Source organism: Arthrobacter sp. 05N425 (assembly GCF_056397125.1).
The window spans coordinates 134,299-158,869 of sequence record NZ_JBFTMU010000001.1 but is presented as its reverse complement, the minus strand read 5'-3'; the positions used below and the strand labels follow the sequence as shown (position 1 = coordinate 158,869).

The following is a 24,571-nucleotide window of genomic DNA, read 5'->3' as shown; positions in this document are numbered from 1 at the left end:
GTTTCGGCTAAGCGCCGGTTTGCACTGTCCTAGAGGGTGATCAGGCCGGTGGCGTTCTTCCGGGCGGCGTCGAAACGCTTGGCGACGTCGGCCCAGTTCACGATGTTCCAGAAGGCCTTGACGTAGTCGGCCTTGACGTTGACGTAGTCCAGGTAGAAGGCGTGCTCCCACATGTCCAGCATCAGCAGCGGCGTGGTGCCCAGCGCGACGTTGCCCTGCTGGTCGTAGAGCTGCTCGATGACAAGGTTGCCGCCGATCGGCTCGTAGGCGAGGAAGCCCCAGCCGGAGCCCTGCAGGCCCAGCGCCGCGGCGCTGAACTGGGCGCGGAAGGCGTCGAAGGAGCCGAAGGCGTCGTCAATCGCGGCCGCGAGCTCGCCCTCGGGCTTGTCGCCGCCGTCCGGGGAAAGGTTCTTCCAGAACACGGAGTGGTTGATGTGGCCGCCGGTGTGGAACGCGAGGTCCTTGGAGAGGCGGTTGATGTTGGCGAAGTCGCCCTTTTCGCGTGCCTCGGCCAGCTGGGCCAGCGCGTTGTTGGCGCCGGCCACGTAGGTGGCGTGGTGCTTGCTGTGGTGCAGCTCCATGATCTTCGCAGAGATGTGGGGCTCCAGCGCGGCGTAATCGTAGTCAAGTTCGGGCAGTACGTACTCGGTCACAAAATCCTCCAATGTCGTGGACGTGTTCGTCCGGTTTTGCTAACTCTCGGATTGTGCATCCGGATGGTTGGACACCCGGAAGTCTATGGATGTGGATCCAGTGGGCATAGCCTCCGGTCCTGCTGAGGTATTCCCGGCCGTCGGATCCGATTCTGTCGCTGAATCCCCGCAGTGGCTACTCGTCGAGCATTTCCGGCGTCACGTTCGCCTCGGTGCCGGGAATGCCCAGGTCCTGCGCCCGTTTGTCCGCCATCGCCAGGAGCCGTCGGATCCGGCCGGCGATGGCGTCCTTCGTCATCACCGGGTCGGCGAGCCGGCCCAGTTCGTCCAGGCTGGCCTGCTTGTGGGCCACACGCAGTTCGCCGGCGTATTTCAGGTGGTCCGGGACGTCGTCGCCGAGGATCTCCAGTGCCCGGTCCACGCGGGCCCCCGCGGCGACGGCCGCCTGCGCCGAGCGGCGCAGGTTGGCGTCGTCGAAGTTGGCCAGCCGGTTGGCGGTGGCGCGGACTTCCTTGCGCATCCGCCGCTCCTCCCAGACCATCAGCGCGTCGTGGGCGCCCATCCGGGTCAGCAGCGCCGCGATGGTGTCGCCGTCGCGGATCACGACGCGGTCCACTCCCCTGACCTCCCGTGCCTTGGCCTGGATGCCGAGCCGGCGGGCGGCGCCAACGAGGGCGAGGGCCGATTCCGGCCCGGGGCAGGTGACCTCCATGGCGGAGGAGCGGCCGGGCTCGGTGAGCGAGCCGTGGGCCAGGAACGCGCCGCGCCAGACCGCCTCGGCGTCGGCGGCGGAGCCGTTCACCACCACGGAGGGCAGGCCGCGGACGGGCCGGCCGCGGGCATCCAGCAGGCCGGTCTGGCGGGCGAGGGCCTCGCCGTCGCGCACCACCCGCACCACGTAGCGGCTGCCGCGGCGCAGGCCGCCGCCGGAGACGACGATGATTTCGCTCTGGTGCCCGTAAACCTCGGCAATCGCGGCACGGAGCCGGCGGGCGGTCGAGGCCAAGTCCACCTCGGCCTCAATCACAATCCGGCCGGAGATGATGTGCAGGCCCCCGGCGAAGCGGAGCATGGCGGACACTTCAGCCTTGCGGACCGAGGACTTCTTGATGTCCAGCCGGGAAAGTTCTTCCTTGACTGATGCTGTCAGTGCCATGGCACCTTTCCTACCTGTTCCCGAAAATGTCGTGGTACGCCGTTGCCAGGCGCAGCGGGTCGTGGATCGGCCGGCGGCTCGACGCCCCTACTTTACCCAAGACCACCTCTGCTCCGAGCATCCCGGCCGCCCGCTCGAACTCCGGGAGGTCCGGCACCGACGCGGGGTCCGCCAGCACGACGTCGACACTGAAGTCCGGTGCGTAGTCGCGCAGCACGCGCAGGTGGTCCGCTGCGGACATTCCGAGGGTCTCCTTGGTGTCCGTGGCGAGGTTCATCGTGAGGCAGCGCCGCGCCTCGGTCTTGCACAGCGCATCGCGCATCTCCGGCAGCAGCAGGTGCGGCAGCACCGAGGTGTACCAGGAGCCGGGGCCCAGGACCACCCAGTCGGCGAGTTCGATCGCGGTCAGCGCCTCGACGCAGGCCGGGGCCGACTCGGGCAGCAGCCGGACGGCTTCCAGCGAACCCGCGACGGCGCACTTGGCCTGTCCGCGGACGGTCTGCAGCCCCGACGTGCCGTCGGGCTTCCCCACCCGCACCTCGCCTTCGATGGTGAGCGGGGTGGTGGACATCGGCAGGACCTGGCCCCGGGCGCCGAGCAGCGCCCCGGCCCATTGCAGCCCGACGACGGCATCCCCGAGCAGTTCCCAGAGGGTGACGATCAGCAGGTTGCCCATCGCGTGTTCGTCGAGCGAACCGCCGCGGCCCTTGCCGGGTTTGAACCGGTGCTGCATGACATCGCGCCAGGTCCGGCCCCAGTCGGTGTCGTCGCAGAGTGCGGACAGGGCCATCCGCAGGTCACCGGGCGGCAGGACGCCGTACTCGTCACGCAACCGGCCGGAGGAACCGCCGTCGTCGGCGACCGTTACGATCGCGGTCAGTTCCGAGGTGAGCAACCGCAGGGCGGAAAGTGAAGCGGAAAGGCCGTGGCCGCCGCCGAGGGCGACCACGGAGGGGCCTTTGTCCTGCTGGCCGGCGGAGGCCGCACTGGCGGCCGGCACCAGGGGCAGCGGCCCGGTCAGGAGCGCCATTACTCGCGGCCCAGATCCCGGTGCGTAGTGGTGACCGTGACACGCGGGTACTGGGCAAGCCGCCGCGAGAGTTCAACCGCCACGGCGACGGAACGGTGCTTGCCGCCGGTGCAGCCGACGGCGATGGTCGCGTAGTGCTTGTTTTCGCGCCGGTAGCCGTCCAGGACTGGTTCGAGGGCCAGCACGTAGCGCTCCACGAAGTTGTTGACGCCCTCCGCCTCGAGCACGTAGTCGCTGACGTCCTTGTCGAGCCCGGTGTGCGGGCGCAGTTGCGGAACCCAGTGCGGGTTGGGGATGAAGCGGGCGTCGGCGACGAAGTTGGCGTCCACCGGCAGCCCGTACTTGAAGCCGAAGCTCATGACGTTCAGGCGCAGCGCCACCGGACCGGTTTCGCTGAACAGTTCGGTGATGGCGGTCGCGAGGCCGTGGACGTTGAGTGTCGAGGTGTCCAGCACAATGTCCGAGGATTCGCGCAGCTCATGCAGCAGCTCGCGTTCCGCGGCGATGCCGTCGAGGATCCGGCCGCCGCCCTGCAGCGGGTGCGGCCGCCGGCCCTGTTCGAAGCGCCGGACCAGGACGTCGTCGCTGGCGTCGAGGAACAGCACCCGGAAGGTGACGCCGCTGGCTTCGAGGTTGCGCAGCGCGGCGCGGATGTCCGCGAAGAGGTCCTTGCTGCGGACGTCGACGACGACGGCGAGTTTGGAGATGGAGCCCGGGGCGTGGGAGACCAGCTCGGCGAGCGTGCCGAGCATCTGGGGCGGCAGGTTGTCCACCACGTACCAGCCGTGGTCCTCGAGGGCGTCCGAGGCGGTGCTCCGACCGGCCCCTGACATCCCGGTCACCACGAGCAGTTCCGCCTCGATCGGCTTGACGGGGGTCAACCCGTCCGCCTCCATGCCGGATCCTGCCGTTGACTCTGTCATCAGTCGTGCCCCATCTCTGCTGTCTGCTCTGCCGTGAGGCCGGCGCACGCGGCAGTTGCCTGCCCGCCGTGCGCCGTACCTCAGCTCCTTACCCTAGCTAAGATTGCCGGAGCTAGCTAAGTTTCGAGGATTTCGCCGGTTGTCATGTTGACGGCCGGCGCGGCGGGCCCTTCCGTGTCCTCCGCCGCGTTGAAATGCCGCACGATTGCCCCGGCGAGGGCTGGTCCGACCCCCTTGGCGGCCGTCAGCTCCTCGACCGTGGCGGCCTTGATGCTTTTCACCGAGCCGAACTGGTTCAGGAGCGCCTTGCGCTTGGAGTCGCCGAGGCCGGGCACGCCGTCCAGCGCGGAGACTGTCATGGCCTTGCCGCGCTTTTGCCGGTGGAAGGAGATGGCGAAGCGGTGCGCCTCGTCCCGGATCCGCTGCAACAGATAGAGACCGGCCGAGGCGCGCGGCAGGATGACCGGGAAGTCGCTGTCCGGCAGCCAGACCTCCTCGAGCCGCTTGGCGAGTCCGACCACATAGACATCCTCGATGCCGAGCTCTTCGAGGGCCTTCGCTGCCGCGTTCACCTGCGGCTTGCCGCCGTCGACGACGACGAGGTTGGGCGGGTAGGCGAATTTCGTCTTCGGCGCCGGCGTCGTGGTGTCCGCGACCGGGGCCACGGCGGCGGCCTGGGCGACGGCCAGCGGCCCGGAACCGTCGGCCGTTTTATCGGCTTGTTCCTGCAGGTAGTTCCGGAAGCGGCGGGTCAGGACGTCATGCATGGCCGCCGTGTCGTCGTTGGCCGCGGCACCGGTGACCGAGAATTTCCGGTAGTCGGATTTCTTCGGCAGGCCGTCCTCGACCACCACCATGGAGCCGACCACGTTGGTGCCCTGGATGTGCGAGATATCGAAGCATTCAATCCGCATCAACGCGACCGGCAGATCCAGGGCTTCCTGCAGTTCCTGGAGCGCCTGGGAACGCATCGTCAGGTCGCCGGCGCGCCGGGACTTGTGCAGCTTGAGGGCGTGTTCGGCGTTGTCCCGGACGGTGGAGAGCAGCGTGGCCTTGTCGCCGCGCTGCGGGACACGAATGTCCACCCGGGCCCCCCGCAGCCCGCTGAGCCATTGGGCGAGTTCGGCGGCGTTGCTGGGCTCGGCCGGCACCAGAACCTCGCGGGGCATCCGGCCTTGGCTTTCGCCTTCCTCGCCGTAGACCTGTTGGAGCAAGTGCTCGACGAGGTCGGGCGTGGTGGTGTCCTCGACCTTTTCCACCACCCAGCCGCGCTGGCCGCGGATCCGGCCGCCCCGGACGTGGAAGACCTGGACTGCGGCCTCAAGCTCGTCCTCGTGCAGCGCGAACACGTCGGCGTCGGTATCCTCGGCCAGGACCACGGCATTGCGTTCAAAGACCTTTTTCAGCGCGATGATGTCATCGCGCACCCGGGCCGCGCGTTCGTAGTCGAGCTCCGCGACGGCGGCGGCCATGTCCTTCTCGAGCCGGGACACGAAGCGCTTGGCTTCGCCGCCCATGAAGGCGCAGAAATCCTCGGCCAGGGCCCGGTGGTCCTCCGCCGAGATCCGGCCGACGCAGGGCGCCGCGCACTTGTCGATGTAGCCGAGCAGGCAGGGACGGCCGCTGGCTTCTGCGCGTTTCAGGACGCCGGGGCTGCAGCTGCGGACCGGGAAGACCCGCAGCAGGGTGTCCATGGTGTCGCGGATGGCGCCGGCCGTGTAGGGCCCGAAATACCGGGTCCCCTTGCGCCGTTCGCCGCGGAGGACCTGCACCCGGGGGTACTTCTCCCCCATCGTGACGGCGAGGTAGGGGTAGCTCTTGTCATCGCGGAACATGACGTTGAACCGCGGCTTGAATTCTTTGATCCAGGTGTATTCGAGCTGCAGGGATTCCAGTTCGCTGCCGACGACGGTCCATTCCACGCTGCTGGCGGTGTGCACCATGGCATACGTCTTGGGCAGCAGGCCCGCGGGGTTGGCGAAGTAGGAGTTCAGCCGGGACCGGAGGTTCTTGGCCTTGCCGACGTAAATGACCCGGCCATGCGGATCGCGAAAGCGGTACACGCCCGGGTTGGTCGGTATCTCCCCCGTCTGGGGACGGTAACTAGCTGGATTTGCCACTAGTCCATTCTACTAAGCCGGGCGGGACCGCCCCGACCGTCGGCTCCCGTGCGGGTGTGGCGGACGGGTGACCGGACGGGTGTCCGCGGCAGGGAGCAGCGCTAATCGACGCTTTTGCTCTGGTTGTAGGTGGTGGCCCGCTGCTGGCCGCTCAGTTCGGCGATGGCGTCCATGATCCGGTCCGTGACCTGTCGGCGCGCCGGCAGGGAGTGGTCCGGGCCGGTTTTGTCGAAGTACAGGGGCTCGCCCACCTTCATGGTGAAGTGCTGCGGTGTCACCTTGTTGCTGTCCGCCGGCTGCAGGTTTTCGGTGCCGATCAGGCCCACCGGGATGACCGGGGCGCCGGTGGTGAGGGCAAGCCAACCGACGCCGGTGCGTCCGCGGTAGAGAATGCCGTCACGGGAGCGGGTGCCCTCCGGGTAGATTCCAACGCCCTTGCCGGCGTCGAGGATGTCCAACAGCGTCTTCAGCGCCTGGACGCTGGCGGCCTGTTCACCGCGTTCGACCGGAATGGAACCGACGGCTTCGAAGAAGGACTTCATCAGCTTGCCCTTGGCGCCGCCCGTGGTGAAATATTCCGCTTTGGCGAAAAAAGCCACGGGGCGCGGCATGAGGGCCTGGACGATCACACTGTCGAGGAAGGACAGGTGGTTCGGCGCCACGATGAAGGGACCCTCCTTGGGCACGTTCTCGAGGCCGATCACGGTGGGACGGCAGGTCGAGGAAATGAGCCCGCGGGTCGTCCAGCGGATCGCGTCAAACATTGCCAATGGTGTGCACCTCATTCAGGGCTGTGGTCCCCGGGCATTCGGAGAGTCTGGTGATCGTAGCGTGAAGCGCCGCAGTGGTGTGCACGATCTCGACGGCGCCGGCCGCGTGGAGTTCGCCGTCGGGCGCAAAACCCCAGCCTACGCCGACACAGTCCGATCCGTTCGCAGCCGCCCCGGCCACGTCCTGCGCCCGGTCCCCCACCATGACGGCCTGGCCTGCGGGGACGGGACCCGCCCCCGGCCCGGCGCCGGCCTCGTCAGCGACGGACTTCCCCGGATGCGGGAGGCGAAGTTCGGTGAGGGGCGCTGCGATTCCGTCCGCTGTCCCCCCGGCAGGATCGACAAGAGTGCCGTCGAGGTCGAAGATCACGGGCACGGTTGTGGGCGTCACGGGCCTAGTTTCTCACGAGTGCGCGGCTGCCAGAAATTCACATACTCCTTCGGGAATACATCGTGGGTACTTCGCTTCGCGACGACGCGCAAATGCCCTGCCGCCGCCGGAAGTCCGGTAGCGGCAGGGCATTTGCGCGTCATGGGGCGGGTGTCGCCTCGCAGTCAGCGAACCCCGGTCAGCCCAGGATGTCGGCCAGGAAGGCCGCTGTGTGGCTTTCCTTGGACTTGGCCACCTGCTCCGGTGTTCCAGAGGCAACGATCCGGCCGCCGCCGGAACCGCCGTCGGGTCCCAGGTCCACGATCCAGTCGGCGCTCTTGATGACGTCCAGGTTGTGCTCGATCGTAATCACGGTGTTGCCCTTTTCGACCAGGCCCTGCAGCACCATCAGCAGCTTGCGGATGTCCTCGAAGTGCAGCCCGGTGGTGGGCTCGTCCAGGACGTAGACGCTGCGGCCGTTGGAGCGCTTCTGCAGCTCCGCGGCCAGCTTCACGCGCTGCGCCTCGCCGCCGGAAAGGGTGGTTGCAGGCTGGCCGAGCCGCACGTAGCCGAGGCCGACGTCGACCAGGGTCTTGAGGTGCCGGGCGATCGGCGAGAACGCGGCGAAGAACTCGGCGCCCTCCTCGATCGGCATGTTCAGGACGTCCGCGATGGTCTTGCCCTTGTAGTGCACCTCGAGCGTTTCGCGGTTGTAGCGGGCGCCGTGGCAGACCTCGCAGGGCACATACACGTCCGGCAGGAAGTTCATCTCGATCTTCAGCGTGCCGTCGCCGGAGCAGGCCTCGCAGCGTCCGCCCTTGACGTTGAAGGAGAACCGGCCGGGCTGGTAACCGCGGACCTTGGCCTCGGTGGTCTCGGCAAAGAGCTTCCGGATGTGGTCGAAGACGCCCGTGTAGGTGGCCGGGTTGGACCGCGGGGTGCGGCCGATGGGGCTCTGGTCGACGTGCACCACCTTGTCCAGGTGCTCGAGGCCCTGGACCGTCTTGTGCCGTCCGGCGACCTGCTTGGCGCCGTTGAGCTTGTTGGCGAGCACCTTGTAGAGGATCTCGTTGACAAGGGTGGACTTGCCGGATCCGCTGACGCCGGTGACGGCGGTGAACAGGCCCAGCGGGAAGGCTGCGTCCACGTTCAGCAGGTTGTTTTCCTTGGCGCCGACGACTTTCAGCTCGCGCTTCTTGTCGTACTTGCGCCGCTTCTTCGGCACCTCGATGGACTTACGTCCGGAGAGGTAATCGCCGGTCAGGGACTCGGTGTTCTTCAGCAGGTCCTGGTAGGACCCGGAGTGGACCACCATGCCGCCGTGCTCGCCGGCGCCCGGTCCGATGTCGACCACCCAGTCCGCCTCCTGGATGGTGTCTTCGTCGTGCTCGACCACGATCAGGGTGTTGCCGAGGTCCCGGAGCCGGGTGAGGGTTTCGATCAGACGCCGGTTGTCGCGCTGGTGCAGGCCGATCGAGGGCTCGTCGAGGACGTACAGCACGCCGACCAGGCCGGAACCGATCTGGGTGGCCAGGCGGATGCGCTGGGCCTCGCCGCCGGACAGGGTGCCGGAGGGCCGCTCCAGGTTCAGGTACTCCAGGCCGACGTCGAGCAGGAAGGTCAGGCGGGCCTGGATCTCCTTGAGGACCTGGTGGGCGATCTGGGCCTCCCGGCCGCTGAGGACCAGGGTGTCCAGGAAGTGCGCGCATTCGCGCATCGGCAGCGCGGCGACCTCGGCAATCGACTTGCCGTTGATCAGCACGGAGAGCGACGCCGGGTTCAGCCGGGCGCCGTTGCAGGCCGGGCACGGGACCTGGCGCATGTACTCCTCGTAGCGGTCCCGCGCCGAGTCGGAATCCGTTTCCGTGTGCTTGCGGTGCACGTACTGGACAACGCCCTCGAAGCCGGTGCTGTACTTGCGTTCCCGGCCGAAGCGGTTGCGGTACTGCACGACGACCTTGTGGTCCTTGCCGTGCAGCACGGTCTGCCGCGCCTCAGTGGAGAGCTTCTCCCAAGGCGTGGTCATCTTGAAGCCAATTTCCTTGGCCAGGCCGCCGAGGAGCCGGTTCCAGTACTCGGTGGTGGCGGTGCCGAGCGACCAGGGCGCGATGGCGCCTTCGGCGAGGGAGAGCTCCGGGTTGGGGATGAGGAGTTCCTCATCGACCTCGAGCTTGGTGCCGATGCCGCTGCAGGCGGAGCAGGCGCCAAAGGGATTGTTGAAGGAGAACGAGCGGGGTTCGATTTCGTCGATCGCGAGGGGGTGCTCGTTGGGGCAGGCGAGGTGCTCGGAGAAGGCACGGATCCGTTCCGGGTCATCCGCCTCGAGGTCGACGAATTCGGCCAGCACGCGGCCCTCGGCAAGGCCCAGGGCGGTTTCCACCGAGTCGGTGAGGCGCTGGCTGATGCCTTCCTTGACGACGAGGCGGTCCACCACCACCTCAATGGTGTGCTTGAACTGCTTGCCCAGCTTGGGCGGATCGCTGAGCTGGATCAGCTTGTCGTCCACCCGGGCCCTTGAGTAGCCCTTCGCCGTGAGCTCCTTGAACAGCTCGACGAATTCGCCCTTGCGGCCGCGGACCACCGGTGCCAGCACCTGGAACCGGGTGCCCTCGGGCAGTTCCAGGAGCTGGTCGACGATCTGCTGCGGGGTCTGCTTGGTCACCGGCTCGCCGCAGACGGGGCAGTGCGGGCGTCCCACCCGGGCCCAGAGCAGGCGCATGTAGTCGTAGATCTCGGTGATCGTGCCCACGGTGGAACGGGGGTTCTTGCTCGTGGACTTCTGGTCGATCGACACCGCGGGCGACAGGCCTTCGATGAAGTCGACGTCGGGCTTGTCCACCTGGCCCAGGAACTGGCGGGCGTAGGCGGAGAGCGACTCCACGTAGCGCCGCTGTCCCTCGGCGAAGATGGTGTCGAAGGCCAGGGAGGACTTACCGGAGCCGGAAAGGCCGGTGAAGACGATCATCGCGTCGCGCGGCAGGTCGAGGTCGACGTTGCGCAGGTTGTGTTCGCGCGCGCCCTTCACGACGAGTCGGGACAGGTCCGGGCGGGCCAGCTCTATGCCCGACGAGGCCGGGCTGGACGGCTTGGGGCCTGCCGATTTTCCGGACTTCACCGGTACGGCGGCGGGCTGGACATCAACGGCGGGTTCTTCAGCTACGGCTTTAGGCACGCCTCTAATGCTAATCGAAAACTTCTTCGAATATCCATTCGGAGGGCCGGTGTGCTATTGGCGGTCGTACGCCGCCGCCAGTAGTTGAACGGCCTCGGCGAAGCTGGCGCCCTGGGCTTTGGCTGCCGCCGCGAACTCCGAGGCGGCAGCGGTAAGCGAGCCCCAGGCCTCGTCCCGGGCACAGACGACGGTGCCGTTCCGGCCGCGGGTCGCGACCACGCCGGCGGCCTCGAGTTCCTTGTAGGCGCGCGCCACGGTGTGCGGCGCCACCCCCAACTCCCCTGCCAGGCTGCGGACGGCCGGCAGGCGGGTGCCCGGCGCCAGGGTGCCGTTGTCCGCCTGCTCGATGATGTTCAGCCGGAGCTGCTCAAACAGCGGCACCGAGCTGCCCGTGTTTGGCTTCCAGCTGCCTGGAAATTGTGTGGCGGCACGTTCCGCGGAACTCACAGCTCAGGCTCCAGAACGCTCTCGGGCTGTTCGCGGCCGGCGAACTGGGCCCGGTAGAGGGCGGCGTAGAAACCGCCCCCCGCCATCAGTTCCTGGTGGTTTCCCTGTTCAACAATCCGTCCGTGGTCCATGACCAGAATTAGATCAGCGTCCCGGACCGTGGACAAGCGGTGGGCGATCACGAAGCTGGTCCGGCCCTGGCGCAGCCGGGCCATTGCCTGCCGGATCTGGGCTTCGGTGCGGCTGTCCACCGAGCTGGTGGCCTCGTCGAGGATCAGGACGCCGCGGCCGGCCAGCTGCGCCCGGGCGATCGAGATGAGCTGGCGCTGGCCCCGGCTGAGGGAGTCGCCGTCGTTGCCGAGCATGGTGGCATAGCCGGCCGGGAGGGCGCGGACGAACTGGTCCACGTGGCTGGCCTGCGCCGCGGCGATGATCTCGCCGTCGCTGGCGCCGGGCCTGCCGTATTCGATGTTCTCCCGGATGCTGCCGGTGAAGAGCCAGGCGTCCTGCATCACGGTGCCGAAGGCGGACCGCAACGCGTCGCGCGGTATTTCGGCGATGTCGATGCCGTCCACGGTGATCCGCCCGCCGTCCAGCTCGTAGAACCGCATCAGCAGGTTGACCACCGTGGTCTTCCCGGCTCCGGTCGGCCCGACGATAGCGACGGTCTGGCCCGGCTCGACTGCGAAGGAGAGGTCCTCCACGACGGGGGCACCGGGACCGTAGCCGAAGGTGACGCTTTCGAAGCTGACCCGCCCCGGAGGTGCGGGCTCCGCGGCGGCGGCTCCGGCGGCGCCGGCACGGGCGGCGGCGGCACGGGCGGCGCCAGCGGCAGAGGGCGCAGCATCCGCGGGGATTTCCGGTGCGTCCAGCAGCGCGAAGACGCGTTCCGCGGAGGCCACGCAGGACTGCATCAGGTTGAGCATTCCGCCGATCTGGCCCATTGGCTGGCTGAAGAGCCGGCTGAACTGAATGAAGGCCTGGACGCCCCCGATCGTCATGGTGCCTGCGGCCACCTGAAGCGCGCCGATGACGGCGACGGCGATGTAGTTGAGGTTGGAGACGAAAATCATCAGGGGCTGCACGACCCCGGACACGTACTGAGCGCTCGAAGCTGCCCGGAACAGCCGCGTATTGCTTTCCCCGAAGGTGGCCGCGGCCGCCCCCTGCCGGCCAAATGCCTTGACCACTTCGTGCCCGGTGAAGAACTCCTCCAAGTGGGCATTAAGTTCACCGGTGCTGGCCCACTGCTCGGTGAAGTGCGCCTGCGACCGCCGCGCCACGAGCACCGTGATCAAGGTGGAGACCGGGACCGAGGCCAGCGCAATCACGGCCAGCAGCGGCGAGAGCCATAACATCATGGCCAGGGCGCCGGAGAGCATCAACACCGACATGATGAGCTGGTTGAGCAACTGGTTGAGCGCCTGCGAGACGTTGTCGACGTCGTTGGTGGCCCGGCTGAGTACGTCGCCCCGGTGCTGGTCGTCGAAATGGCTGGAAGGCAGCAGATGGAGCTTTTGTTCGACGGCGGCGCGGAGCCCGTAGCCGAGCCGCTGCACCGCCGTCGCGGTCAGGGCGCCCTGGATCCAGCTGAACAGCGAGGCGCCCAGGTACATCAAGGCGACCGCTAGCAGCAGCCGGCCGAGCCTGCGCTCGTCGAAGGTGCCGCCGACGACGCTTTGGACCACGACGTCGGTGGCGTCGCCAAGGTATTTGGGGGCCGCCACGTTCAGCGCCGCGAAGGCGCAGGTGGCGGCGATGGCACCGGCCATGCGGCGGCGTACCGGCGTCAGGAGTCCCAGCAGCCTTCCGGCCGTCCGCCATTTGCTTGCAGCCGTTCCGCCCCGCGCGGCGACATCCGCGCTCACGGAGTTTCCTCCAGCACCAGTTGGGAGGCGGCGATCTCCTGGTAGGCCCGCGACGACTCCATCAGTTCCTGGTGGGTGCCTTTGGCCACCAGCCGGCCGTCCTCGAGCACGAGGATCAGGCCCGCCTTCTCGATCGTGGACACGCGTTCCGCCACCACCAGGACGGTGGCCGCCCGCAGCGCCGGTTCCAGGGCGGCGCGGAGCCTCTCGTCGGTGCCGTAATCAAGGGCGGAGAAACTGTCGTCGAAGAGGTAGACGGGCGCGGGCCGGAGGAGTGCCCGGGCGATGCACAGGCGCTGGCGCTGCCCGCCGGAAAAGTTTGTGCCGCCCTGGCTGACCGGCGCCTCGAGCCCGCCCGGGAGGTCGCGGACAAAGTCGCCCGCCTGGGCGGTCGCCAGGGCCTGCCACAGTTCCGCATCAGTCGCGTCCGGGCCGCCCACGCGCAGGTTCTCCGCGAGGGTCCCGGAGAAGAGGTAGGAATGCTGCGGCACCACGGAGATCAGTCCGCGCAGCTCAGCAAGCGGCAGCGATCGGGTCCCGCGGCCGCCGATGCTGATGCTGCCCGCCGTCGGGTCAAGGAAGCGCGGCAGCAGATTCAGCAGCGTGGTCTTGCCGCTTCCCGTGGCACCGATGACCGCCGTCGTGGTTCCGGGAGCGGCCGTGAACGTGACCCCGGTGAGGACCGGGGCTTCGGCGCCGGGATAGGCGAATTCGACGTCGTGGAACTCCACGGTGCCTGCGGGGACGGGGCCCCGACCCGAACGGGGCACCCGTTCCGGGGGCAGCAGCTTCGCCGGCGCCGGGTCCGGCTCCGGACCGCCGATGGACGGTTCGGTGTCCAGGACTTCCTGGATGCGCTCCGCGCAGGCAGCGGCCCGCGGGGCCGTCGTGAAGACGTACATGGCCATCATGATGGCGATCAGGATCTGCAGGATGTAGGCGATAAACGCGGTCAGCGCGCCGAGGCGCATCTGTCCGGACTGGATCCGGTGGCCGCCGAACCAGACCACCGCGACGGAGGACAGGTTAACCACCACCATGATCATTGGATTCATGCCGGCAACCAGCAGCGCAGAGTCGAGGTTGTTCCTGGTGAGGTCCCTGTTGGCCGCATCGAAGCGCCGGATTTCATGCTCCTGCCGGACAAAGCCGCGGATAACGTTGGCGCCAATGATCTGTTCGCGCAGGACCCGGCTGATCCGGTCGATGAGTCCCTGGCCGCGCCGGTACAGCGGAATCAGCCGGCGCACAATCAGCAGCATGAGTCCCGCGAGAACCGGGATCACGGCCACCACAATCCCGGACAGCGGCAGGTCCTGGCGCACCGCGAGGACGATGCCGCCGATGAAGCTGGCGGGCGCGGCGACGAGCATGGTGAAGACCAGGACGGTGAGGTTCTGGATCTGCGTGACGTCATTGGTGGCCCTGGTGACCAGGCTGGGCGCCCCGAACACGCCGACCTCCTGCGAGGAAAAGGTCTGCACCTTGGCAAAAAGCTCCTCGCGCAACTCCCGCCCCACGCGCATGGCGACGACGGCGCCGAGGTAGCCTGCGGCGATGGCGGCACCGACCTGGAGGGCAGCAACTACCGCCATCCAGGCTCCCAGGCGCAGGATCACGGGCGTGTCGCCGGCGACAATGCCGTCGTCGATAATGGCAGCGTTGAGGGTCGGAAGCATCAGGTTGGCGGTGGTCTGCACGAGCTGCAGGCAAATGATGGCCAGAACGGTCATCCTGTGGGCGACGAGCAGGCGCCCCATCAGGCTAAATAGCACCGAACCTCCATCACTAGAACAGGGCTCGGAATCGGACCAGACCGCGGCCGCCCCCAGACCGCCTTGTCATTGTAAGCCCCATCACATGCCGCTTGTTGTCACACGGCGTGTCACATTCGTCAAAGAGCCCGGCCGGCGGAAGGGTTCGCACCGTGCACCCCCGGGCGGCGGCATGGGTCCGGCACCCTCTCAGCTCCGCTTGCGGCCCACGGCGAACACCCTCCGGAAGGGGAAAACCGTTCCGTGGCCGCCCGGCGGGTAAGCCTCGTTCAGCAGCCGCGCGTAGTCCCGCTCGAACCGGGCGGCCTCTTCCGGCGTGAGCTCGGCCAGCACCGGGCGCAGGCCAGTCCCCCGCACCCACTCAAGCACCGGATCGGCGCCCGGCAGGAGCTGGAGGTACGTGGTCTCCCAGGCGTCGGCATCGCAGCCGGCGTCGAGCATCAGTTCGAGGTAATCCGCAGGCTCGCCCACCACGTCGTCATGCCGCAGCACTCCGGCCAGTCGGGCGGACCACTCATCCGAATCGGCGAGGGTCCGCATGAGGGTGTGCGAGGGGGCGTTGAAATTGCCCGGCACCTGGAGCGCAAACCATGCTCCCGGACGCAGCGCCCCGAGCCAGCGGGGCAGCAGCTCCCGATGCCCGGGCACCCACTGCAGTGCGGCATTCGTGACGACGACGTCGGTATCCGGCGCGGGCATCCACGCGGCGATGTCCGCCAGGCCAAAGGAAAGATTGTCCGCCGCGGCTGCGAAGGGTGCCGACTTCGCGAGCATTTCGGCGGAGGAGTCCAGCCCCTGCACCGCGGCGCCGGGCCAGCGCGCCGACAGCGTGGCGGTCAGGTTTCCCGGTCCGCAGCCAAGGTCGACGACATGCCGCGGAGCCTCAGCGTGGATGCGGGCGGTCAAGTCGAAGAACGGCCGGTCCCGATAGTCGCCGAACTGCACGTACTTGGCTGGATCCCACTTCATGCATTCCTCGCTTCACCGCTCAGGCCGTCAGCCGAAGCCTAACCCGGCAGCGGCCCCGGGACGTCGCCGCCGCACCGCGGGATGCCGGCCCGGGTTTCCGGCCCGGGTGTCTGACCGCGGGATGCCGCCCCGGAGGCAGGCAGCCGGCCGCGCCGCGGGCCACTAAGCTGGAAAGCAATGAAACTTGTTGATCAGCTCCCCGCCCCGGCCGCCCGAGTTCCCGGCAGGAGCGGGCTCGATCCGGATGAGCTCTACACCCGGTTCGTCGAATGGACGGAGAGCCGCGGCCTGGCCCTGTACACCGCCCAGGACGAGGCCATCATGGAGCTGGCCGCAGGCGCCAACGTCATCCTGGCGACCCCCACGGGTTCGGGCAAGTCGCTGGTGGCGATCGCGGCGCACTTCCAGGCCATGGCCCGCGGGGCGCGCAGCTATTACACCGCACCGATCAAGGCCCTCGTCTCGGAGAAATTCTTCGCCCTGTGCGAGATCTTCGGCGCCGAAAACGTCGGCATGATCACCGGCGATTCCGGCGTCAACCAGGACGCGCCCATCATCTGCTGCACCGCGGAAATCCTGGCGAACATCGCCCTGCGCGAGGGATCCGCCGCGGAGCTTGGCGCGGTGATCATGGACGAGTTCCACTTCTACTCCGATCCGCAGCGCGGCTGGGCCTGGCAGGTGCCGCTGCTGGAACTCCCGCAGGCCCAGTTCCTGCTGATGTCCGCCACGCTCGGCGACGTGAGCCGTTTCGAGGAGGGCATCACCGAGCTGACCGGACGCCAGACGACGACCGTCAGCTCCGCGGAACGGCCCATTCCGCTGCACTTCTACTACCAGCAGACCCCCGTGCACGAGACCTTGGAGGAACTCCTCTCCACCAAGCAGGTGCCGGTTTACGTGGTGCACTTCAGCCAGCTCGAGGCGATCGACCGGGCCCAGAACCTGATGAGCATCAACGTCTGCACCCGCGAGGAAAAGGACAAGATCGCCGAGCTGATCGCCGGCTTCCGCTTCGCCGCGGGCTTCGGCAAGACCCTCAACCGGCTGGTCCGGCACGGCATCGGCGTGCACCACGCCGGCATGCTGCCCAAGTACCGCCGGCTCGTCGAACAGCTGGCCCAGGCCGGTCTGCTCAAGGTCATCTGCGGCACGGACACTCTGGGCGTCGGCATCAACGTTCCCATCCGCACCGTGCTCCTGACCGCGCTGAGCAAGTACGACGGCGTCCGCACCCGCCTGCTGAATTCGCGTGAGTTCCACCAGATCGCGGGCCGGGCGGGCCGGGCCGGCTATGACACCGCCGGGACGGTGGTGGTCCAAGCGCCCGAGCATGTGATCGAGAACGTCAAGGCGATGGCCAAGGCCACGGCGAAGTTCGGCGACGACCAGAAGAAGCTGCGCCAGGTCGTCAAGAAGAAGCCGCCGGAGGGGTTTGTGTCCTGGGGCGAACCCACCTACAAGCGGCTGGTGGATTCCGTGCCGGACCCGCTGGGCTCCAGCTTCACCGTCACCCACGCGATGCTGATGAACCTGATGGAACGCCCCGGCGATCCGTTCAAGGCCGCGCGCCGCCTGTTGACCGAAAACCACGAGACGCGCGCCGCGCAGCTGCAGCTGATGAAAAGGGCGCTGGGCATCTACCGCGAGCTGCTGGCCGCCGGCGTCGTCGAACGCATCCCGCCCGCGGAACAAGGCCCGGACGGCCGCAGCGTCCGGCTCACGGTCCACCTGCAGGCGAACTTCGCCCTGAACCAGCCGCTCTCCCCCTTCGCCCTGGCGGCCCTCGAGCTGCTGGATCCGGAGTCGCCGTCGTATGCCCTCGACGTCGTCTCGGTGATCGAGTCGACGCTGGAGAAGCCGCGGCAGATCCTGTCCGCGCAGCAGAAGAAGGCCCGCGGGGAGGCGATTGCCGCGATGAAGGCCGACGGGATCGAGTACGACCAGCGCATGGCCATGCTCGAGGAGGTTACCTACCCGCAGCCGCTCGCGGAGATCCTCGGCGAGGCGTTCGACGTGTACCGCAAGGCGGCGCCGTGGATCGGCGACTTCGAACTCGCCCCCAAGTCCGTGATCCGGGACATGTACGAACGGGCAATGAACTTCGGCGAATTCGTCCAGTTCTACGGCCTGGCCCGTTCCGAGGGCATTGTGCTGCGCTACCTGGCTGACGGCTTCAAGGCACTCCGGCAGACGGTGCCGCAGGACGCGCTGCGCGAGGACCTTGAGGACCTGATCGCGTGGCTCGGCGAGCTGGTCCGCCAGGTGGACTCAAGCCTGCTGGACGAATGGGAGGAACTCACCTCCGGCGCCGCCCCGACCCGGCACGATGCCCCGCCGCCCCCGCCGCCGTCGCTGACCTCCAATATCCGCGCCTTCCGGGTGATGGTCCGCAACGAAATGTTCCGCCGGGTGGAACTGTTCGCGGACGAGGCCGCCACCGCGCTGGGCGAGCTCGACGCTGGCTCCGGCTGGGATGCGGAGCGCTGGGAGGACGCGCTGGACGACTACTTCGAGGAGCACGAGGACATCGGCACCGGCCCGGACGCACGCGGTCCGGGCCTGCTGATCATCACCGAGGAGCCGGGCGTCTGGAAGGTCCGGCAGATCTTCGACGACCCGGCCCGCAACCATGACTGGGGCATCTCCGCCGAGGTGGACCTGGCCGCCTCGGACGAGACCGGCACCGCCGTCGTGCGCGTGATCGACGTGAACCGCCTGTAGCCGCTAGTAAACTGGCGACCATGAGTGTAATCCGCCCGGCCACCGCCCCCGACGTTCCCGCCATCCTGCAGATGATCCATGACCTGGCCATCTACGAAAAGGAGCCGGACGCCGTCCGGAACACCCCCGAGATGCTCACGCAGGTACTGTTCGGCGAGAACCCACGCGTGTACGCGACCATGGCCGAGAATGAGGCCGGCGACGTCCAGGGCTTCGCTTTGTGGTTCCTGAACTACTCCACCTGGGAAGGCGTGCACGGGATCTACCTCGAGGATCTCTACGTCATGCCGGAAGCCCGCGGCGCCGGCCACGGCAAGGCACTGCTGCAGCACCTGGCCGCCACCGCCGTGGAGCGCGGCTACGCCCGGGTGGAGTGGAGCGTGCTGGACTGGAACGAGCCCTCGATCGCCTTCTACAAGAACCTCGGCGCGGCCCCGATGGACGAATGGTCCACCTTCCGGCTCACCGGCGACGCCTTGGAGGCATTCGCCGGCGCCCGGACGGCTAACGCCCGTGGCTGACACAACGTCGACTCGGACGGCCTCCGTCCCGCACATCGTCAAGGCCAGGCACGACTACCGCGGCATGCGCACCGCGGAGCATTACTTTGAAGTACCGCTGGACCACTTCGGCGCCGACGGCGAAACGATCACCGTCTTCGCCCGGGAATACGTCTCCGCGGACCACAGCGAGGAGGCCGCCGCGGAACTGCCGTGGCTGCTGTACCTGCAGGGCGGTCCCGGCGGCCGCGGCAACCGCTTCCCCGCGCTGGGCGGCTGGAGCAAGGCCGCGGCGAAGGACTTCCGCATCCTGATGCTGGACCAGCGCGGCACCGGGCTCTCCTCCCCCATCGACCGCAAGACCCTGCCGCTGCGCGGGAGCGACCGGGACCAGGCGCAGTACCTCGAGCACTTCCGCGCCGACTCGATTGTGGCGGACGCGGAGGCGATCCGGCGGACCCTCGGCGCCGCGCCCTGGACTATCTACGGGCAGAGCTACGGCGGCTTCTGCGCGCTGAGCTACCTGTCCTTCGCCCCCGAGGGGCTGCGCGAGGCGCTGATCACCGGCGGCCTCGCGCCCCTGACCGGCCCCGCGGACCGGGTCTACCAGGCAACCTTCCGCCGCGTGGCAGCGCGCAACGCCGAATACTTCGGCTGGTACCCGCAGGACCGGGAGTTGGTCAGCCGCATCGCCGGGCACCTCCGCGACTTCGAGGAGTACCTGCCCGACGGCAGCAGGCTCACCGTGGAGCGCTTCCAGATGGTGGGTTCCTACCTGGGCGGCAACACCCGGGTGGACGGGCTGCACCACCTGCTGGAGGATGCCTTCGTCAGCACCCCCGACGGCGACCGGCTCTCCGACGGCTTCCTGGAGCAGGTCCGCGGGCTTGTCTCCCGCGCGTCGAACCCGCTGTACGCCCTCATGCACGAATCCATCTACGGCCAGGGCGAGGCCACCGACTGGGCGGCACTGCGGGTGCTCCAGGACTTCCCGGAGTTCCGCCCGGACGCTGCCGCCCCGCTGCTAACCGGCGAGATGGTCTATCCCTGGTACTTCGAACAGGATCCGGCCCTCCGTCCGCTCCGCACCGTGGCGCAGCTGCTCGCCGAGAAGGACGACTGGAAACCGCTCTACGACCCCGAGCGGCTGGCCCTGAACAACATTCCGGTGGCCGCCGCCGTGTACACCGACGACATCTACGTGGACCGGGACCTGTCGCTGGATACTGCAGCAGCCGTGCGCGGCCTGCAGGTGTGGGAGTCCGCTGAGTTCCACCACGACGGCATCGCCGACGACGGCGAGGCGATCTTCGGCCGGCTGCTCGGCATGGCCCGCGCGACGCGCGCCTGACGGCGTCCGCGGCTACCCGGCCGGGGGTTCAGGCCCCGGCAGGCTCCGGGTTGCGGCGTGACCGCGCCGCCGCCTGGAAGACCACGGCCAGGACCGCGGCAGCCACGACGGCCGCCACGAGGTTCAATCCCTGGTAGCCGATTCCGCTCATCACGAGACCGGCGAAGCCCGAGCCAACAGCGCCCGCGACGCCCATCAGGGTGTCCGACACGCCCTGCACGAGGACCCGCTCGCCGACCGCGACACTCTCCGCGAGCAGGGTGGAACCGGCGATGGTGGCCGCCGACCAGCCCAGCCCCAGCAGCACCAGTCCGACGGTGACCAGGGCCGGCTGCGCCTGGCCGAAGCCCGCGACGCAGACGGCGAGCAGGATCAGCCCGTGGCCCAGCAGGATCACCGGGAGCCGGCCGACCCGGTCGGTGAGCCAGCCCATGACCGGTGAAAGGGCGTACATGCCGGCGATGTGCAGCGAGATCGTGAAGCCGATCAGCACGAAGACGTCCGTGCCGGCGGTGTGGGCGTGCTCCGCGGCGCGACCGGCCATCGGGCCCTCGGTGAGCAGTTGCAGATGCAGCGGCGTCATGGACATCACGGCGGCCATGCAGCCGTGCGCCGCGACGACGGCGAGCAGCGCCAGCCGGGCGCGCGGGGAGGACCGGACCGCGCGCAGTCCGTTGCGCAGGGCATGCTTGCCCCGGGTTCCCGCTGTCCCTTTCGCCGGCTCCTCGTCCGCTGCGCGGATCCGGGCAGCCAGCAGCAGCGGATCCGGGCGCAGCCCGATGAACAGCAACAAGGCGGCGAGGGCCAGTCCGGCCGTCGAGAACACGAACGGCCCGGAAATCGGCGGCAGGCCGAGGGCCTGCCCCACCAGCGCGCCGGGCTGGATGAGGTTCGGCCCGGCCACGGCGCCGACGGTCACGGCCCACACCACGATCGCGAGGGACCGTCCGCGGTGTTCCGGCTCTGCGAGGTCGACGGCGGCGAAGCGGGCCTGCAGGTTGGCCGCCGTGCCGAGGCCCAGCATGGCGGCGCCCAGCAGCAGCAACGGGAAGAAGGCGGTGACGGTCGCCAGGATCACCAGCACAGCGCCGCTCATGGCGGACAGGAGCCCGGTCACGAGGGCTGCCCGGCGTCCCCGCCGGCCCGCCAGCCCGGCAAGCGGCAGCGCGGTCAGCGCAGCGGCGAGCGTCATGGTGGTGGTGACCGAGCCCGCCCAGGCGTTCGAGCCGGAGAGCTGGACGGCCAGCAGCGAGCCGACGGAAAGGCTGGCGCCGCCGCCGACGCCGCTGAGCAACTGGGCGGCACTGAGCATCACAACGGTACGGCGCTGCACCCGTTGCGGGTGCAGCGCCGTACCGGCCGCCGTCGCGGCGTCAAAGCTTTTCACGCTCCGAGCTTAGCCCGTGCAGGGCCGCCGGGGGCGCTACTCGGCGTCGGTGAGGCTCTTGCGCGAGTCCTCTTCGAGCCGGGCATCCAGCTTGGCCTTCGACGCCTTGGAGCTGACCAGGCTGGCGACGACCGCGATGATGATGGTGCCGATGATCACCCCGAGCGAAACGTAGGTCGGGATTTCCGGGGCCCATTCGATGTGCTTGCCGCCGTTGATGAAGGGAAGTTCGTTGACGTGCATGGCGTGCAGCACCAGTTTGACGCCGATGAAGGCGAGGATGACCGAGAGCGCGTGCTTGAGGTAGATGAGCCGGTTCATCAAGCCGCCGAGCAGGAAGTAGAGCTGGCGCAGACCCATCAGGGCGAAGATGTTGGCGGTGAAGACGATGAACGCGCTCTGGGTGAGGCCGAAGATGGCCGGGATGGAGTCCACCGCGAAGAGCAGGTCGGTCATGCCGATGGTCACGAAGACGATCAGCATCGGAGTGAAGACCTTCTTGCCGTCGACTTCGGTGCGCAGCTTGCCGCCGTCGAACTTCTCCGACATCGGCAGGATCCGGCGGATCCGGGCGATCAGCGGGTTTTCCTTATCTTCCTCGTCCTCGCCTTCGTCCTGGGCCTGCTTCCAGGCGGTCCACAGCAGGAAGGCGCCGAAGATGTAGAAGACCCAGCTGAACTGCTCGATCACGATCGCGCCGAGCAGGATGAAGATGCCGCGCAGGATCAGGGCGATGATGATGCCGACCATGAGCACTTCCTGCTGGTACTTACGGGGTACCGAGAAGCGCGCCATGATGATGATGAAGACAAACAGGTTGTCGATGCTGAGGCTGTACTCCGTCACCCAGCCGGCGATGAACTGGCCGCCATACTCCGGGCCGGTGAAGAGGAACATGGCTCCGGCGAAGACCAGGGCCAGCGCAATGTAGAAGGAGACCCACAGGCCGGCTTCCTTCATGGAGGGTTCATGCGGCCGCTTCAGCACCAGGAGCAGATCGATGGCGAGGATGATTCCGAGAACGACGAAGGAGCCGATCTCGAACCAGACGGGAAGTTCGGGCACGAAGATACCTTTCGCAGGGTACAACTAAATGGTGTAAGTCTCTCCGGCTAAGCTGCCGCACCGTGGCTGTCGCCATCAGGTGCCGATTCGCTGCCCGCTACGCCCGGCAGGGCATCTGTGCCGTGCGTGTTGACGATCGTAGCGCTTGGGATACTCCCCTACGTCTGATCCACTTTACCCTAGGCGTGCCCGGCCGACTGCATCTGGCGCAGCTCCTTCTTGAGATCCCCGACCTCGTCACGCAGCCTGGCGGCGAGCTCAAACTGCAGCTCGCCGGCGGCGGCGTGCATCTGCTCGGTCAGCTGTTCGATCAGGCCCACCAGGTCCTCGGCCGGGGCGGCCGCGAGGCCGTCGGCGCGGACCTTGGAGCCGCCCTTGCCCTTGCCGCGCGCCTTGCCCGCGCTGGCCAGCAGTTCGCGGGTGTCCGCGTCCTCCTTGGCCAGCTGGTCGGTGATATCGGCGATCTTCTTGCGCAGCGGCTGCGGGTCGATGCCCTTTTCCGTGTTGTAGGCCACCTGGATGGCGCGGCGGCGGTTGGTCTCGTCGATGGCCTGCGCCATCGAATCGGTGATCCGGTCCGCGTACATGTGGACCTGGCCGGACACGTTACGGGCGGCCCGGCCGATGGTCTGGATCAGCGAGGTCGCCGAGCGCAGGAAGCCTTCCTTATCCGCGTCCAGGATGCTCACCAGCGACACTTCGGGCAGGTCCAGGCCCTCCCGGAGCAGGTTGATGCCGACCAGGACGTCGAAGACGCCCATCCGCAGTTCACGGAGCAGCTCCACGCGGCGCAGCGTGTCGACGTCGGAGTGCAGGTACTCGACCTTCACGCCGTGGCCCAGCAGGTAGTCGGTGAGGTCCTCGGCCATCCGTTTGGTCAGCGTGGTGACGAGGACGCGTTCGTTCTTCGCGGTGCGGGTGCGGATTTCGCCCAGCAAGTCATCGATCTGGCCCTTGGTGGGCTTGACGATGACCTCGGGGTCGATCAGGCCGGTGGGTCGGATGATTTGCTGCACGAAGCCGTCTGCCTTGCCGAGCTCGTACTTGCCCGGGGTTGCGGACAGGTAGACGGTCTGGCCCACGCGGTCCTGGAACTCGTCCCACTTGAGCGGGCGGTTGTCCATCGCCGAGGGCAGCCGGAAGCCGTGGTCCACAAGGTTCCGCTTGCGGGACATGTCGCCCTCGTACATGGCGCCGATCTGCGGCACGGTGACGTGGGATTCGTCGATGACCAGCAGGAAGTCGTCCGGGAAGTAGTCGATAAGGCAGTGTGGCGCGGTTCCGCGGGCGCGGCCGTCGATGTGCGAGGAATAGTTCTCGATGCCGTTGCAGAATCCCATCTGCTGCATCATTTCCAGGTCATAGGTGGTGCGCATCCGCAACCGCTGGGCCTCGACCAGCTTGTTCTGGCTCTCCAGGACTTTGAGGCGGTCGGCGAGTTCGTCCTCGATCCGCTTGATCGCCCGGGCCATCCGTTCCGGTCCCGCGACGTAGTGCGAGGCGGGGAAGACGTACATTTCGGTCTCGTCCCGGAGCACTTCTCCGGTCAGCGGGTGCAGGGTATAGATGTTCTCGATCTCGTCGCCGAAGAACTCGATCCGGATCGCGAGTTCCTCGTACATCGGGATGATTTCCACGGTGTCGCCCCGGACCCGGAACGTGCCGCGGTGGAAGTCCATGTCATTGCGGGTGTACTGCATGGAGACGAATTTCCGGAGCAGGTCGTCGCGGTTCATCTGGGCGCCCTTGCGCAGGGTCACCATGCCGGCAATGTATTCTTCCGGGGTGCCGAGGCCGTAGATGCAGGAAACGGTGGCAACCACAATCACGTCGCGCCGGGTCAGCAGCGCATTCGTGGCGGAGTGCCGGAGCCGTTCGACTTCCTCGTTGACGGAGGAGTCCTTCTCGATGAAGGTGTCCGTCTGGGCCACGTAGGCTTCCGGCTGGTAGTAGTCGTAGTAGGAAACGAAGTACTCCACCGCGTTGTTCGGCAGCAGTTCGCGGAATTCGTTCGCCAGCTGGGCGGCGAGGGTCTTGTTCTGCACCATCACCAGGGTGGGCCGCTGCACCTGTTCGATCAGCCACGCCGTCGTCGCGCTTTTACCGGTACCGGTGGCGCCGAGGAGCACCACATCCTTCTCGCCGTTCTGGATGCGCTCGGTCAGTTCGGCGATCGCGGCGGGCTGGTCCCCGGCGGGCTTGAACTCGCTGATGACCTCGAAGGGCGCCACGACACGGTTGATTTCCTGGGCAAGGCTCATGTTACTAATCTACCGCCGCCCTCCGACAGG

Annotated in this window: 18 protein-coding genes; 3 read left to right on the top strand and 15 right to left on the bottom strand. The window is 67.8% G+C overall.

Features of this window, described 5'->3' with window-relative positions; all coding sequences use genetic code 11:
* Positions 1-29: 29 nt before the first annotated feature.
* The 12 genes from AC1DGE_RS00765 to AC1DGE_RS00710 all read right to left on the bottom strand — a co-directional run bounded on the left by AC1DGE_RS00765 (position 30) and on the right by AC1DGE_RS00710 (position 15,253).
* Positions 30-653 carry a superoxide dismutase gene (locus tag AC1DGE_RS00765; RefSeq protein ID WP_175323312.1) on the bottom strand — a complete coding sequence of 208 codons (624 nt, stop codon included), beginning with the start codon at positions 651-653 and terminating at the stop codon, positions 30-32.
* 175 nt (positions 654-828) lie between these two features.
* On the bottom strand, positions 829-1,809 hold the full coding sequence (gene whiA, locus AC1DGE_RS00760; RefSeq protein ID WP_066438143.1) for a DNA-binding protein WhiA: 981 nt from the start codon (positions 1,807-1,809) through the stop codon (positions 829-831).
* A gap of 10 nt (positions 1,810-1,819) precedes the next feature.
* The gene (locus tag AC1DGE_RS00755) at positions 1,820-2,839 is read right to left on the bottom strand and encodes a gluconeogenesis factor YvcK family protein (RefSeq protein WP_476892588.1); all 1,020 of its coding nucleotides are present in this window, start codon (positions 2,837-2,839) and stop codon (positions 1,820-1,822) included.
* Positions 2,839-3,762, bottom strand: coding sequence for an RNase adapter RapZ (rapZ, locus tag AC1DGE_RS00750; RefSeq protein ID WP_175323310.1), 924 nt, complete (start codon positions 3,760-3,762; stop codon positions 2,839-2,841). Before rapZ ends, AC1DGE_RS00755 begins: the two co-directional genes overlap by 1 nt.
* Before the next feature lie 116 nt (positions 3,763-3,878).
* Entirely contained in the window at positions 3,879-5,882 is a 2,004-nt protein-coding gene (uvrC, locus tag AC1DGE_RS00745) for an excinuclease ABC subunit UvrC (RefSeq protein ID WP_441418681.1), read from the bottom strand.
* A gap of 101 nt (positions 5,883-5,983) precedes the next feature.
* Positions 5,984-6,652, bottom strand: coding sequence for a lysophospholipid acyltransferase family protein (locus AC1DGE_RS00740; RefSeq protein WP_175323308.1), 669 nt, complete (start codon positions 6,650-6,652; stop codon positions 5,984-5,986).
* Positions 6,639-7,043 (bottom strand): HAD hydrolase-like protein, encoded by a 405-nt coding sequence (locus AC1DGE_RS00735; protein ID WP_476892589.1) that lies wholly within the window; start codon positions 7,041-7,043, stop codon positions 6,639-6,641. The genes AC1DGE_RS00740 and AC1DGE_RS00735 overlap by 14 nt, the downstream gene beginning before the upstream one ends.
* Before the next feature lie 178 nt (positions 7,044-7,221).
* Positions 7,222-10,083 (bottom strand): excinuclease ABC subunit UvrA, encoded by a 2,862-nt coding sequence (gene uvrA / locus AC1DGE_RS00730; RefSeq protein WP_476916885.1) that lies wholly within the window; start codon positions 10,081-10,083, stop codon positions 7,222-7,224.
* A 165-nt stretch (positions 10,084-10,248) separates the two neighbouring features.
* The gene (locus tag AC1DGE_RS00725) at positions 10,249-10,641 is read right to left on the bottom strand and encodes a GntR family transcriptional regulator (protein WP_476916702.1); all 393 of its coding nucleotides are present in this window, start codon (positions 10,639-10,641) and stop codon (positions 10,249-10,251) included.
* Positions 10,638-12,413 carry an ABC transporter ATP-binding protein gene (locus AC1DGE_RS00720; protein ID WP_476916884.1) on the bottom strand — a complete coding sequence of 592 codons (1,776 nt, stop codon included), beginning with the start codon at positions 12,411-12,413 and terminating at the stop codon, positions 10,638-10,640. The genes AC1DGE_RS00725 and AC1DGE_RS00720 overlap by 4 nt, the downstream gene beginning before the upstream one ends.
* A gap of 92 nt (positions 12,414-12,505) precedes the next feature.
* A complete protein-coding gene (locus tag AC1DGE_RS00715) occupies positions 12,506-14,284 on the bottom strand; it encodes an ABC transporter ATP-binding protein (protein WP_476916701.1) in 1,779 nt (592 codons plus the stop codon).
* Between the two features lie 189 nt (positions 14,285-14,473).
* Positions 14,474-15,253 (bottom strand): trans-aconitate 2-methyltransferase, encoded by a 780-nt coding sequence (locus AC1DGE_RS00710; RefSeq protein WP_476916700.1) that lies wholly within the window; start codon positions 15,251-15,253, stop codon positions 14,474-14,476.
* Between the two features lie 177 nt (positions 15,254-15,430).
* Here AC1DGE_RS00710 and AC1DGE_RS00705 point away from each other — a divergent pair, with 177 nt between their 5' ends.
* From AC1DGE_RS00705 to AC1DGE_RS00695, 3 genes are all read left to right on the top strand, one after another.
* The gene (locus AC1DGE_RS00705; protein ID WP_476916699.1) at positions 15,431-17,977 is read left to right on the top strand and encodes a DEAD/DEAH box helicase; all 2,547 of its coding nucleotides are present in this window, start codon (positions 15,431-15,433) and stop codon (positions 17,975-17,977) included.
* A gap of 20 nt (positions 17,978-17,997) precedes the next feature.
* On the top strand, positions 17,998-18,498 hold the full coding sequence (locus AC1DGE_RS00700; RefSeq protein WP_476916698.1) for an N-acetyltransferase family protein: 501 nt from the start codon (positions 17,998-18,000) through the stop codon (positions 18,496-18,498).
* 64 nt (positions 18,499-18,562) lie between these two features.
* Positions 18,563-19,828, top strand: a complete 1,266-nt coding sequence (locus AC1DGE_RS00695) for an alpha/beta fold hydrolase (RefSeq protein WP_476916883.1) — start codon at positions 18,563-18,565, stop codon at positions 19,826-19,828.
* Positions 19,829-19,856: 28 nt separating this feature from the next.
* On the opposite strand, the gene AC1DGE_RS00690 is transcribed toward AC1DGE_RS00695, so the two are convergent.
* The 3 genes from AC1DGE_RS00690 to uvrB form a co-directional block, all read right to left on the bottom strand.
* A complete protein-coding gene (locus AC1DGE_RS00690; RefSeq protein WP_476916882.1) occupies positions 19,857-21,140 on the bottom strand; it encodes an MFS transporter in 1,284 nt (427 codons plus the stop codon).
* Positions 21,141-21,251: 111 nt separating this feature from the next.
* Positions 21,252-22,280, bottom strand: coding sequence for a TerC family protein (locus AC1DGE_RS00685; protein WP_346958166.1), 1,029 nt, complete (start codon positions 22,278-22,280; stop codon positions 21,252-21,254).
* A 179-nt stretch (positions 22,281-22,459) separates the two neighbouring features.
* Complete coding sequence (gene uvrB, locus AC1DGE_RS00680) at positions 22,460-24,541, bottom strand: excinuclease ABC subunit UvrB (protein ID WP_441418675.1); 2,082 nt, start codon at positions 24,539-24,541, stop codon at positions 22,460-22,462.
* Positions 24,542-24,571: the final 30 nt, after the last annotated feature.

Excerpts from the sequence above, each read along its gene's own strand:
- whiA (WP_066438143.1), bottom strand. The coding sequence starts at position 1,809 with ATGGCACTGACAGCATCAGTCAAGGAAGAACTTTCCCGGCTGGACATC.
- AC1DGE_RS00755 (WP_476892588.1), bottom strand. The coding sequence starts at position 2,839 with ATGGCGCTCCTGACCGGGCCGCTGCCCCTGGTGCCGGCCGCCAGTGCG.
- rapZ (WP_175323310.1), bottom strand. The coding sequence starts at position 3,762 with ATGACAGAGTCAACGGCAGGATCCGGCATGGAGGCGGACGGGTTGACC.
- AC1DGE_RS00720 (WP_476916884.1), bottom strand. The coding sequence starts at position 12,413 with ATGGCCGGTGCCATCGCCGCCACCTGCGCCTTCGCGGCGCTGAACGTG.
- AC1DGE_RS00710 (WP_476916700.1), bottom strand. The coding sequence starts at position 15,253 with ATGAAGTGGGATCCAGCCAAGTACGTGCAGTTCGGCGACTATCGGGAC.
- AC1DGE_RS00705 (WP_476916699.1), top strand. The coding sequence starts at position 15,431 with ATGAAACTTGTTGATCAGCTCCCCGCCCCGGCCGCCCGAGTTCCCGGC.
- AC1DGE_RS00700 (WP_476916698.1), top strand. The coding sequence starts at position 17,998 with ATGAGTGTAATCCGCCCGGCCACCGCCCCCGACGTTCCCGCCATCCTG.
- AC1DGE_RS00695 (WP_476916883.1), top strand. The coding sequence starts at position 18,563 with ATGCGCACCGCGGAGCATTACTTTGAAGTACCGCTGGACCACTTCGGC.
- AC1DGE_RS00690 (WP_476916882.1), bottom strand. The coding sequence starts at position 21,140 with ATGCTCAGTGCCGCCCAGTTGCTCAGCGGCGTCGGCGGCGGCGCCAGC.
- uvrB (WP_441418675.1), bottom strand. The coding sequence starts at position 24,541 with ATGAGCCTTGCCCAGGAAATCAACCGTGTCGTGGCGCCCTTCGAGGTC.